The 13,460-nt window shown below is 37.8% G+C and carries 8 protein-coding genes; 1 reads left to right on the top strand and 7 read right to left on the bottom strand.

From position 1 onward, the window contains the following. Positions 1 to 21: 21 nt before the first annotated feature. Complete coding sequence (locus tag CPT03_RS00650; RefSeq protein WP_099437034.1) at positions 22 to 3,165, bottom strand: SusC/RagA family TonB-linked outer membrane protein; 3,144 nt, start codon at positions 3,163 to 3,165, stop codon at positions 22 to 24. Between the two features lie 189 nt (positions 3,166 to 3,354). Here CPT03_RS00650 and CPT03_RS00655 point away from each other — a divergent pair, with 189 nt between their 5' ends. After that, positions 3,355 to 4,647 (top strand): DEAD/DEAH box helicase, encoded by a 1,293-nt coding sequence (locus CPT03_RS00655; RefSeq protein WP_099437035.1) that lies wholly within the window; start codon positions 3,355 to 3,357, stop codon positions 4,645 to 4,647. On the opposite strand, the gene CPT03_RS00660 is transcribed toward CPT03_RS00655, so the two are convergent. From CPT03_RS00660 to CPT03_RS00685, 6 genes are all read right to left on the bottom strand, one after another. Then, the gene (locus CPT03_RS00660; RefSeq protein WP_099437036.1) at positions 4,644 to 6,047 is read right to left on the bottom strand and encodes an aryl-sulfate sulfotransferase; all 1,404 of its coding nucleotides are present in this window, start codon (positions 6,045 to 6,047) and stop codon (positions 4,644 to 4,646) included. The two genes, CPT03_RS00655 and CPT03_RS00660, sit on opposite strands and share 4 nt — an antisense overlap. Before the next feature lie 106 nt (positions 6,048 to 6,153). Next, on the bottom strand, positions 6,154 to 7,671 hold the full coding sequence (locus tag CPT03_RS00665; protein ID WP_099437037.1) for a RagB/SusD family nutrient uptake outer membrane protein: 1,518 nt from the start codon (positions 7,669 to 7,671) through the stop codon (positions 6,154 to 6,156). Between the two features lie 19 nt (positions 7,672 to 7,690). Continuing rightward, positions 7,691 to 10,705 (bottom strand): SusC/RagA family TonB-linked outer membrane protein, encoded by a 3,015-nt coding sequence (locus tag CPT03_RS00670; protein ID WP_099437038.1) that lies wholly within the window; start codon positions 10,703 to 10,705, stop codon positions 7,691 to 7,693. A gap of 418 nt (positions 10,706 to 11,123) precedes the next feature. After that, complete coding sequence (gene mazG / locus CPT03_RS00675; protein ID WP_099437039.1) at positions 11,124 to 11,933, bottom strand: nucleoside triphosphate pyrophosphohydrolase; 810 nt, start codon at positions 11,931 to 11,933, stop codon at positions 11,124 to 11,126. A gap of 7 nt (positions 11,934 to 11,940) precedes the next feature. Then, the gene (locus tag CPT03_RS00680; protein WP_099437040.1) at positions 11,941 to 12,237 is read right to left on the bottom strand and encodes a hypothetical protein; all 297 of its coding nucleotides are present in this window, start codon (positions 12,235 to 12,237) and stop codon (positions 11,941 to 11,943) included. A 24-nt stretch (positions 12,238 to 12,261) separates the two neighbouring features. After that, a complete protein-coding gene (locus tag CPT03_RS00685; protein WP_099437041.1) occupies positions 12,262 to 13,374 on the bottom strand; it encodes an AI-2E family transporter in 1,113 nt (370 codons plus the stop codon). Between the last annotated feature and the right edge of the window lie 86 nt (positions 13,375 to 13,460).

The following is a 13,460-nucleotide window of genomic DNA, read 5'->3' on the forward strand; positions in this document are numbered from 1 at the left end:
TTGTTTTAAATGTGATAGCTGTTAAAGTTTTACACTTAGTGAGAAGCCGATAAATCTTGCAGATGGATCTTGCAGGTTATTGTCGTCACCATAATCAGGATCTAGTAATGGCATTTTCTTCCACATTAATGGGTTGTAGCTGTATGCAGATACGTGAACAGATTTTAAGCTGCCCATTTTTATAACCTTTGCAAGGTCATAGCCTACAGATATTCTTCTTAATTTGAAGAATGAGCGATCAAAAACGTTAGCGAATTTCTTGTTTTCATCTTCAGTAACCCTGGCCTGGTATGGATAGATCTGACTCCATGTTTGCCAGTTTACAGCAGTTGTGTTTTTCTTATAAGTACGTGTATCAGAAAGTACGTTTCCGTTTACATCTCTTTTAAGTTCGCCACCGGTAATTACTACACCTTCTGGAATGTAAATTGCTTTTCCGGCTGCGTATTCTGCGTCTCTGAATTCAACAGAGCTAGGATGTTTACCACCCCACCACATTTTTTCGATAGTTACAGAGCGCATAACACCACCCCATGCACCGTCGATATCGATATTTACATCAAAACCTTTTATCATGAATTTGTTTTGCAAACCTAAACGCCAGCTTGGATCGCTGTGACCAAGGTTTACGTTAAAATTATCTCTGGTAGGAAGGCCGGTGTTTGGATCTAAAATTACCTCGCCTGTGGCACTTTTTTGCCATACTGTTCCATAAAAGCTGTCAGCTCTTTCGTTTAATTTAAGGTCGCCAAATTTAGCCTGGTTGTTATAAATTTCGGTTAATTTCTTTACAGAGGTGCTCCAGTTTGCAGCAATGTCCCATCTAAAATTCTGAGTTTTTACGGCGTTATAATTGGCCATTATTTCCAGACCTTGTGTTTTATATTTGTTGCCGTTTACCTTACGTGTTTTAAAACCAGATGCCTCTGATGTGCTTAAATCTATGATCTGGTTCTCGTCTATTACATTGTAATAGGTAAATTCCAGACCCACTTTTTTAACTAACGAAGTAGATAAACCAACCTCGTATGATGTAGATTTTTCTGGATTAATATTAGGATTGATAATGCCATTAGGGTAGCTAACAGATGGTATAGATCCGTAAGTAACATCTTTTGTATAAGTAGAAAAGATACTGTATGGGGCAAGGTCGTTTGATACTTTTGCCCATGAGGTGTAAAGTTTTAAATAATCAAGAGCTTTAGGCATTTTAATATAATCTGAAACCATAGTACTTAACGATGCAGATGGATAGAAATATGATCTGTTCTCTTTTGCAAGGGTTGACGACCAGTCATTTCTGCCGGTTACGTTTAGGTAAACTGCATTAAATAAATCAAAGTTTGCTGATCCGTATACACTTCGGATTGATTTCTGCTCCAGGTAATTTGTAGCCTGTACAGGGCCTTGAGTATTGTTTAAACTGTAAACAAAAGGAACAATTAAACCGTCGCTTGATGCGTATTCCTGTTGTATGTCTCTGTTAAAGGTTGAAGCACCCGCGTTTAATGTGAAGGTTAGGTCTTTTGATATTTCTTTGTTGTATGAAGCAAGAAAATCCAGGTCGACATTCATTTGCGAATTGTTCCACATTTTGTAATCGCCATTTCTTGAATCGCCGTAGTTCATGTACGATTTAGGGCTTTTCATGTTATCGAACGATTTGTTTTCGCGGCCTGATGCTCTTGCCTGCAAACTTAGATCAGGCGTTACCTGCCACCTAAGTTTTGCCTGTGCATTTAATACATTTCTATCTGTTGATTGTGTAAGTTCTTCGGAAGCGAAATATGGGTTGTTGTACCAGGCGTAGTTATAATTGGCTTGTCTGTAACCTTCCATACCCGGAACATACATGTGGTCTCTAAGGTCTTTACCATTAACATCATCACCCATCCATATTAAGATGGTGTACATGTGGTTTTTAGGTCCGTATCCGTAACGTGGATAATTTGGCGAGCTAACTTTGTTGTATGATAAGGTAGCGTCTAATTGGAGGTTGCTGGTAAGGTTAAATGAAGAGTTAAAGTTCATGCCGCCTGTTGTAAGTGAGGTGTTTGGCACCTGGCCTCTTTGAAATGAATATTTACCCGAAGCATAAAATTGTGCTTTAGCACCTTTGTAGGCTACAGAAAAATCATTGTTGGTTACTATTCCGGGTCTAAGAAAATCGTTTAAGTTGTCGTGTCTAACCCAGTCAGTAGGTACTCTTTCGTACTTAGATTTATCATCATAAATAGTTCCCTTAACATTTCCATACCATTGTATGGTTTCTCCGGTTTGCTTGTTTCTGATAGGGCTGTTCCATTGTGCAATTTTAACACCTGGCTGGAACTTGGGACCCCAGATCATATCACCATCAGAGATACCACCGTCTTCGCCGTCCCAGAATTCATATTTTCCGTTTGATCCGTTTCCGTATTCAGTTTGTGTTTTTGGAAATACAGTGAAACCGGCTGTAACCATATTGTTGGTATTGATGTTGATTTCCAATCCGTCATTTTCGGCATTTTTTGTGGTGATTAGTATTGCACCGTTTTTACCTCTTGAACCGTACAAAGCTGATGCTGTTGTACCTTTTAATACGTTTATGTTGGCAATATTATCGCCAGAAACATCAAAAAAGTCTGTTTCAACAGGAATCCCATTAATTACAATAAGTGGGTTTTTACCTCTTAAAGAAAAGCTTGGTGCCTGGAACATCCCTGTTGGGTTGTTTACTGTTAAACCTGCAACTTGTCCGGATAGGGCATTACCAATGTTCATTGTTTTTGATTCTGACAATACATCAAGTTTTACTTCCTGTGTTGCGTATCCTATTTTTTTCTTTTGCTGTTTAATACCTATTGCGGTTACTACTACCTCGCCAAGTGTTTTAGAATCTTCTTGTAAGATAATGTCTAATTGGGCTTTACCTGCTACCGGTGCATTTTGCGAAATGTAGCCCAGGTAAGTAAAGGAAAGTGTTGCGTCTGCTGCTGCCGGAATGCTGTATTTTCCTTCGAAATCTGTAACTGTAGCCTTTTTGGCATTTACTACACTTACGCTAACGCCGGGTATGCCTACACCCCTGGTGTCTTTTACGACCCCTTTAATGAGATTTTGTGCTATAGCTGCCTGAGCGAAGAAGAGGCATATAACACTAAATAAAAGTAGTTTTCTTTTCATGTTTGAGTTTGATTTTTACAGCGCAAATCTAGGGGGGTGCTGTAAAATCAATATGAAAATGGGATTATGGTTTTGTGATTATGGGTTAAACTAATTGTTAAGGGTGTATTAGGTTTCTGTTCTCTGTGAACGGCGATGTTGTTTTATTTCTGTAAATTTGCAGCCATTACAATTTAATATTAGGAAACTGTGTCGTTAGATAAATTAAAACTAAGCAAGCCGCTGGTAACAGCAATGAATGATGCCGGATATATTTCTGCTAAAGAAATTCAGGCTAAAGCCTTATCCAGAATAATTGGCGGGCAAGATATTATTGCTGTTGGACCAGAGGGCTGTGGTAAAACTACAACCTATGTGCTTGGGGTTTTAATGCGTTTAAAATACAGTACCGATGAAGCTCCTAAAGTATTGATTCTTGTTCCTGATCAGGAACGTGTACTTGCTGTAATTGAAGAGTTCAGGCTTTTAAGTAAAAACCGCAACCTGCGCATTATAGGTTTGTATGGCACTGGAGGGATGGATGAAGTGATACAGGAACTGCTTGATGGGATTGATATTGTTGTTGCTACACCTACAAGAGCACGTGCGGTATATTTAAAGCTTGGCCTTAACTTAAACAGATTACAGATGCTGATTGTTGATGATGCCGAGGTAATTGTAAAACAAGGGATGCAGTTGCCTGTTTGTGAATTGGCAAGAAGTGCAGGTAAGGTTCAGCATTTAATTTTCACTACTGTTGTTCATGATAAACTGAATCATATGATTGATCAGTTTATGAATTTTCCTGCCACTTTAGAGGTTGAAGATTTAGGGGACAGTAAGGCGGTAACACATGAGCTTTTGTTATATCAGGTTCCTAATTTTAAAACGAAAGTAAATTTATTGAACCTGCTGCTTCGTGATGATGAGGTGTTTGATAAGGTAGTAGTATTTGTGAATTCGAGATTGACCGCGCAAAAGCTTAGCAAAAGTTTACATTCGGCAAAACCCGGTGTTGTTTCTTTGTTGAACCCTTTGTTTTTTGATGAAGAAGGATTTGATCATTTAGATGATTTTAAAGATACACCTGAAGCGAGGGTTTTAATTGTAGCAAATGAGGGTTCAGCAAATGTAAACCTATCGGGTATTCCATTTATATTCCATTTCGAGGTTCCTGAACAAAAAGAATTGTTTTTAAGTCGTGTAGTAAAATCAGGATCGGAAGATATTGTAGCCATTACTTTTGCTACTGATATGGAGTTGGTGGATTTAAGAAAAATTGAACAATCATTAGGGGCTAAAATTCCGGTTATGGATTTGCCTGAAGATTTGGTAGTTGATAAAGTTGTTAAAACTACAGCAAAGATTAAAACTGTAAAAGAAAATACAGATTTACCTAAAGGCGGTGGTGCTTTTCATGAAAAAAAGGAAAGCAATGCTAAAGATTACAACTACGGAATAGGGCAGAAGGCTAAGATGACTATGAAAAAGAAACACAGTTAGTTTTCTATATATGGCGCTAACTTTTCTTTAGGTATAAACTCTACACGATAAGGCATAATACTGCTTTTGAGCATCCACAGAAAGGTTCCTTTGAAATTGGTAAGCACTACGGTATGTCTTTTTGAGGTACATTGCAGAATTGTAGTATCGGCTATCAGGTAAGAGCTTCCCATACGATCGTTATAGATTTCCTGAGGGAGTTTTGTTTCAGTTATTAGCTGCGCTGTTTTTTGGGTTTCATTTAGCTTAAATATTAGTGTTCTTGATAGTTTTTTGCTGGTGCCATTGTCGAACAGCATCAGATTACCCTGATTATTCATATGGACAGAGTGGCCTTGGTCAAAGGTGCTTCCTTCAGGCATTTTAAAGTCGCCATCTTTACCAAATTTCCAGATCACTTTGCCTGTTTTTGAGTCTAATTTCCAGATTTGTCCGTTATTGTAAAAAGAGATGATGTAATTGCCATCCTTATCGAAGTTTAAGCTATTGGCATGCATCCAGTCTTTTTTATCCCTCATTAAATTTTTGTCTTTAAGTGGGTCAAGCTCATCAAATACTTTCCAGCTCCATACTTTTTTGCCATTTCTATCCAGTACCAGAATACCATCGCTCTTTACGGTGTCTTGTTTGCTGCCACCATACTTGCTCAGGTCCATTATTTTTTGTTCAACGCAAAGGGTAACTACCTGATTTTGCTTGTTTAATATAATTTCGTGATGTATGGTTTGCTTAAAATCTTTTTCGCCTTTTTTTAGGTGAAGCAGTGTATCACCGTTTAAGGAAACTTCCAGTATTTCATTGCCATAACTTGTTGGATATTCATCATTGCCAAGTATTGAGAGCATGGTATTGTTTTGGGTAAAGTGTGTGGTTTTAAAACCTGTTCCATCTACCTGATGGTACCATTTTATTGCACCTTTAGCATCTATGATGAAAATTATGCCCGGTATTTCTCGTCTGTAGATGAGCATGTAACCTTCTTTAAAAGAGGTCGGAATTACTTTAGGGTCCGGAGCGTAAACTTTAAAAAAGTCCTGAATCCACATTGGGAAATCCGGTGTTTTAAAGTCGTATGTTTTGCTTATTGCTTTGCATTTGCTGTTCTGCGTAATTACGCGGTACTGGTACTCTTGTTTCGGATTTAAGTTGGTCATCACTATTCGGTGATGCTTTTTGTTTATTGAAACAGGTGTTCTTGATATTTTCTTTTCTTTTCCTTTTATCCAGTATTCTATTGAAACATTTAAAGGAGTTTTGAGCTCAACATCTGCATGGACCCTTAAACTATTTCTATCAGGAGCGCTGAGTTTTATCTCTGTAATTTGCTGTTCGCACTGGTTAGAGCAGGCACTTAACAGAAATAAAAGGAATACAGGAATCAGCCTCTTAATAAATAGCATATGGATGGTTTTAGAAGTTGTACAAGGTAATGTGAAATTGTATAGAAACAAAAAATCGGGATACAATACCTTTTTATGGCTGTATCCCGATCTGATGTGTTAATTGTTAAAGTCTTCCTGCATTGTTCAAGTTCGAATTTAGATCAACCTGAGTTTGAGGATAAGGGAAATATCTATGTTTGGCAATATCTATTGAAGCTGGTTTTCCAATAGATTTTAAATAGCCGTTAACTACTTCCTGGTATTTACCCATACGGATTAAATCTGCTCTGCGTTTGCATTCAAAGAAGAATTCCCAACCACGTTCCTGTAGAATTTTGTCGCGAAGGGTTTCTTTAGTATAAGTGCCCGGAGCACCAAGTAATGTTGCTTTTGAGCGTGCTTTTACAGAATTAATCAAATCTATACTAGCCTGGGTAGGCCCGTTTACTTCGTTTAATGCTTCTGCTTTGCAAAGTACAATATCTGCATAACGAAGAATTGGAATGCCGTGGCCATCGTAATATGTTTTAGAACCGGCAGGATCTGCATATTTTTTGGTAGCTACATCTGGCAGGTAATATTTACCGGCCGGTGGTGTAGTTTGGCCGGCAGGGGCCTGCATGTATTGTAAGCCATCAGTACCTTTGTAATCATAAAAGAACATTTCACGACGCTCATCATTTGGTGCGTATGAGTTCCAGAAGCTCCAGCTTACAGCATAATATTGCCAGCGATCTGTTACAACCGGGTTGTTTAACGGCCCAAAGTGGTTCATTAGCTCTGTTCCATCATTTAAAGCATCAGCCAATGCACTGAAAATAGATTCTTTACACCATTTGTTGCTTTCTGCAAAAAGGCCGGCATAAGATGGGAATAATTCATATTGATGCAAGTCTTCTATTTTTTGAATAGTTTCTAAAGCTTTTTGCCACTGATGCTCGCGCATGTATAGTTTGGTAAGTAATGAAAGTGCGGCGCCTTTAGTAACACGTCCAACATCATTAGTAGGGTAAATTGCTTTTCCTTCGTAGTTTACCGGCAGGTTTGCTGCTGCTGTTTCGAGATCATTAATTAAGAAAGTATTAATGGTTTCAAGACTTGCAGGAGGTGTTTTTGCCGTATAGTCAGGATTTTTCATTTCTTCCTCTGTAATCAGGATAACAGGGCCAAATTCATCAGTTAAGTCAATATAAGCCAATGCTCTCAAAAATTTGATCTCTGAGAAATACTGGTTTGTTTGTGCTTCTGTTAGCGTTTTGATTTTAGGGATGTTAGCTAAAGCATTATTTGCATCGGCAATTAGTTTGTATTGATGCTGGTATGCAAAGTTTAGGTATTTGTTATTGGTAGACCATTGCGCGTCTGAAAGTTGTGAGATATCACCAGACTGAAAAGAGTGACCAATATCAGTAGTAAAGTCTGTGATGGCCATTTGGAAGCCCGCATAATATTGGTAAGAGTCACTAATTCCGCTTGGTTGTTTTAAACGGGCATAAACCCCGTTTACAGCAGCCACTGCATCTGCTTTAGTTTGGAAAGCATTAGCTTCGGTAAGTATGCTGTATACATTAGGTTCTGCAGTGTTTTTACATGAAGCAAGACCTATTAAACAAGCTGATAATAAAATTATAGTACGTTTCATAATTGACAATTGTAATAGGTTAGAAATTTAATTTAAGACCAAGAGTGAATGATCGGTAAGCAGGATAAGCATTGAAATCAAGACCTGCTCTTAAGTTCGAGTTACCGGCATCATTAGTACTTACCTCTGGATCCGGACCAGAGTAATTGGTTATTGTAAATATATCTTGAGCTGTGAAATAGATTTTTGCCTTACTTACCCCTTTTAAGAATCCAATTTTTGAAGTAGGAATATTGTAACCTATTGTTAGGTTTTTTAGCTTAACATACGAAGCATTTTCAACAAATCTGGAGTTGATATAACCGCCATATTTTGAAGTAAAATATCCATTTCTTGGAACGTCGGTATTGTTGTTCTGAGGTGTCCAGCGCTGTAATGCATCTTTACCGGTATAGGTTTCTAATAACAAACGGTTCATGTTGTACAGGTCGGCACCAAAAGCGCCCTGAAAAAATACGCCTAATTCAAATCCTTTGTAGGTAAAGCTGTTGTTGAAACCCATTACATAGTGAGGATATGCATTTCCTAATATCTGACGGTCATCAGCTGTGATTGCTCCATCTCCATTTAAATCTTTGTACTTAGGATCGCCTGGTTTAGAAAGTGGTTGTGGCGCATAAACTTCGCCGGTTTTAATAACACCATCATAAACATAACCATACAATTCGCTCAATTCTCTTCCTACTACCAATTTTGTAAAATCAGCCGCTGGAACGCTACCATCTGGATTGGATGTTTGCGAAATGATATAAGGTCTGCCAAATAAGTCTGTAGCTTTTTGTTTGTTATAAGCTATGTTTAAGGTGGTGTTCCAGGTCATGTTATCAGTTTCAACATTTCTGGTATTTATTGACAGTTCCACACCTTGATTCTGCAGCTCACCCGCATTTACTGTTTGAACGGTAAAACCAAATATTTGAGGAACAGGGATGTCTAATAACAAATCAGTTGTTGTTTTATGATAATAATCTGCAGTAACATTAATGCGATCATTTAGGAAGCCCATATCAACACCGGCATCAAACTGGTAATTACTTTCCCATTTTAAATCTGGATTTGGTAAACGCGTAGCAATTAAACCACCATACAGATCACTTTCTTCGCTAAGTGATACGCCTGTAGGCCCAAATGTACTTAAGTAAATATAGTTTGCAATCCTGTCGTTACCGGTTACACCATATCCCATTCTAACTTTTAAGTTAGAGAACACTTTATTGTTTTTCATAAAGTCTTCATCGCTAACTCTCCAAGCCAATGATCCGGAAGGGAAATAACCAACACGGTTTTTTGATGGGAATTTTGAAGAAGCATCCTGACGTAAGGTAAAAGTAGCCAGGTATTTATCTTTTAGTGCATAGTTTAAGCGACCGAAATAAGAATATCTTATCTCTTCTTCTTTATTAGTGATAGCCCCAATTCTTTCTGAACCGGCAGCTAGATTGTTGTAAAGATATTTATCAGTAGTGAATTTTTGTACCTGAGTGTAATGTCTTTCGTTTTGATCAAACTGATATGAAAAACCTGCAAGAGCAGTAAACGAATGAATATCATTAAATACCTTCTTGTAATTAAGATAGGTTTCAATTAGGTTACGCGTTGCATTAACTTCGTTAACTGAGGCTTGTCCTTTAACTTTTTCTCCTGAAACAAGAGTAGTAGGTAGGTAAGTTCCCTCCTTGGTAGCTGAAAACTCTGTACCTGCGTTTACACGTAAATTAAGACCGTCGATAATTTGAAGTTCTCCAAAAATATTGGCTGTCATTTTATTGTTGTAACGATCATTTGTTGGCTCAAGTAACCATGCCAATGGGTTATCTCTTCCGTTTCTGCGTGCGTATGTTCCGTCAGCATTGTAAGGAGCAATAGCAGGAGAAGAAAAAAGGATGCCATAAAGGACGTTAGAAGGTACTATGTTTCCGTCGTAAGTTTTGAATTCTGAGAATGATCTGGCTGCATAAACATTTGCTCCGGTAGTAAATCTCTTACCAACTTTATGATCGATGTTGAAACGACCTGAGTAACGATTGAAATCTGTTTTCTTTAGTGCTCCAATCTGTCCAAAGTAGTTTCCTGAAATTGAAATTCTTGTATCCTCATTACCACCAGTTATGCTTAGGTTATGGCTCTGTACAGTTGCGTTTCTTGTAGCAAGGCTAAACCAATCGGTATTGGTTGTACTTGCCAGATCGGCAGCTGTATACTCAGGCGGATTACCCTGCTCTAAAGCTTTAGCATTAGCAATTGCCTTGTAATCGGTGGCGTTCATCAATTCTGGTTTTTCTTTGATTCTTTGAGTACCATAATAGCTTTCTAATTCAACTACAGATTTACCGGCTTTACCTCTTTTAGTGGTAATCATTACCACACCATTAGCTCCTCTTGAACCATAGATGGCAGTTGCGGAAGCATCTTTTAGAATTTGAATGTCTTCAATATCACTTGGCGCAATGTCTTTACCGTTATCGGTAATAAAACCATCAACTACATATAAAGGCTCATTAGTAGATTTAATAGAGTTACCACCCCTGATACGGATAAGCGTAGAGCCACCCGGAGCTGAACTGGCTTGGCTAACCTGTACACCAGATGCACGGCCCTGAATGGCTTGTGCAACGTTTGAAGTAACGCCTCCAAGGTTTAAGCTCTCTTTTGAAATAGAGCTGATTGCACCGGTAAGGTCTTTCTTCTTAGATGTACCATAACCCACAACAACTACCTGTTCCAGCTCGTTTTGTGTTTCGGCCAAAGTAACGTTTATCTCTGTTTTTGTTCCAACAGTAAATTCCTGAGGATCAAAGCCGATAAATGAAAATTGCAGAATGCTTTGTGCATTTGGTGCGGTAACAGTATAGCTGCCAGAAGCATCGGTAAGCGCACCTGTTTTGCCCCCTTTTACCTTAACACTAACTCCCGGAATGCCTTGACCCTTAGCATCCGAAACTTTTCCGTTTACTTTAATCCCGGTTTGGGCATAACCCTCTATTGAGAGGAGAAATGTTATTAATAGTGAAAATAGTAGAAATTTAGATCTCATATTTATATGTTTAGTTTAGTTATTCCTCCATCAAGTCTATACTTTTGAGTGCATAAACTGACTTAAGTTATTATAAGTGAAGGTATAACTAAAAATAGTTGGGGGCTATTTAATTGTAATAGTAATGTTGCGCAAACGTTTGTTTTTTCGTGCTTTTACTGAATTACTATCGGAAATTAACAAGAGGTTAATTTAATGATAAATTTTATCTCTTGTTGCATGCTTTTATTTTGTCTGATTATCAGAAGCTTCTCAGCTTTTAGTGCCAAATAAGTGGTTTTGGCCCATTTTAAAATAAGAAATAAGGGGCTTATTTAAAGGTAAGAATATTGAAATCTTAGCTTTTATGTAAGTGTCAATATATCAGTGGATTATTATTAATGCAAACGTTTGACTTGGGTTTTTGTATGGGATGCCTTTATTTTAAGGTCTTGGCTTCATTCCAATAAATATCCATTTCTGCCAGTGTCATATCATTAAGGGCTTTGCCATTTTCTTTGGCTTTGCTTTCGAGATATTGAAAGCGTTTAATGAATTTTTTATTGGTTTTTTCTAAAGCATTTTCGGGATTGATATTAATGAAACGTGCGTAATTAATTAATGAGAATAGGAGGTCGCCAAATTCACTTTCTGCTTTTTCTATATCAACAACTGCACCATTGGTAACATTATACTCATCTTTAAATTCCTGTAATTCTTCTTCAACCTTTTCCCAAACCTGTTCTTTATTGTCCCAATCAAAGCCTACACCCCTTGCTTTTTCCTGAATACGACTTGCTTTTACCAAAGAAGGCAGGCCTGCTGGTACTCCAGCTAAAACTGATTTGTTTCCTTCTTTAAGTTTTAACTGTTCCCAGTTGCGCTTTACATCGTTCTCATCCTGTACTTCAACATCGCCATAGATGTGTGGATGTCTGCTGATCAGTTTGTCGCATACACCATTAAGTACATCGATTATAGTGAAATCATTAGTCTCTGAGGCAATACGCGCATAAAAAACGAGGTGCATCATTACATCACCCAGTTCTTTTTTTACCTCATCCAGGTCTCCTTCAAGGATCGCGTCAGACAGTTCATAAGTTTCCTCGATGGTTAAATGACGTAGGGTTTCCATGGTTTGTTTTTTATCCCATGGACATTGCGTTCTTAAAGTGTCTAATACAGTTAGTAATCTTTGAAATGCTGAAGCTGGATCGTTTGCTGTAACAGGGGGAATATTATTAGGCATTGGGTATTTAATTTATAACGTTAAAGGTAACCATCATTGTGGTTAAAAAAAGAACAACCAGACCTAATAAAAATATAATATCGGCAGCCCTCTCTAATGGGTAGTTTGCGGGTCCTCTTCTTTTCATCGAAAGAAATGAAAGGATGCAGGCCGTCATGAAAAGGATTATTGCAAGGGCTGTGGTTTCGTCAATAGCTGTACGATCGCTCATTTTTGCAACTTTAAGTGAAGTAAGTACAATAAAACACAGCCCCAATAAAGTTGCAGAGGTGTTGAGGATATGTGGTGTTCTGTTTTCAGGCATTTATCACATGTTTAAAGTTTGTTTTTACTCTTGTTCTTCGAGCTTAATATTTTTGGTGATGCGATAAATTTTACGTTTTTTATGTGGTTTTTCTTCTCCTCCAAGTAATACTCCCCATGGTTTTAACGAGTCTACACGATCGAAAATAATTTTTAGCATTGCCATGTATGGGATACACAGGAACATGCCTGATATGCCCCATATCATTTCGCCAACTACTATGCCTATAAAAGCAAACAAAGCATTAATTTTTACTTTTGAGCCTACAACCAGGGGCATTAATACATTACCATCGAGTGCATGAACACCTGCAAATGCAATCACTACCAGGAGCATTTTTGCCGCACCAGCCGTAGCAAAAGTGATGAGTGAACTGATAAGCAAAGCAGTAAAAATACCTATGTATGGAATAATGTTAAAAATGCCTGTTATCAGACCAAGCAAAACAGCATATTTTACATTTAATATCCAAAGTACCATGATCATCAATAAGGTAACAATAAGCATTTGCAAGAACAGTCCTGTAATGTATTTTTTGATAATATATTGTATACGCCTTACAATTTCGCCTACTTTATCGGCATGTTGTTCTTCGAACACTGAGGTTAAAAAAGTAAAAAGGACTTTGCGATAGTTTAATATGAAAAAAGTGAAAAGGAGTAGGAAAGATAGAAAAAGGAGCGTAGAGGATAAGGTAACTAATGTAGCCCCTAAAACTGTTGCACTGGTTGAAAGTGCGGCGCTCGTGCTATCTTTTAAATAGTCTATTTGTTTTTTTGTATTGATGTTAAAGGTATTGGAAATCCAGTTCTGGATGTCGTGGAATGAAGTTTCACCTTGCTTTTTAAGGGCAGGCCAGTCTTGCCAAAGATCGGTGAGCTGGTTGGCAAGAAAATATAATATGCCCGATATAAAAGCAATCATGAGTACTACGGACACAATTGAAGCCAGACTCCTTTTAAACCTCCATTTCTGTTCCAGAAAACTAGAAAAAGGCAATAATAATAATGCGAGTAAGAATGAGGTTAATAATGGTGCAAGCAATGTTTGCCCCAAAATGGCCAGATACCCTAAACAGATGATTGCAAATAGCACCAAAGCCACTTTAGCGTAAAAGGGGAGCGCGATATTTCTCATAGATATTTATTAAGCCAGTTTCAAAAAATTAACTTAGGAAAATTAACTAAAAACAAACGCCCTGCCAAATATTTAACAGAGCGTTT

Source organism: Pedobacter ginsengisoli, assembly GCF_002736205.1.
Lineage (GTDB): Bacteria > Bacteroidota > Bacteroidia > Sphingobacteriales > Sphingobacteriaceae > Pedobacter > Pedobacter ginsengisoli_A.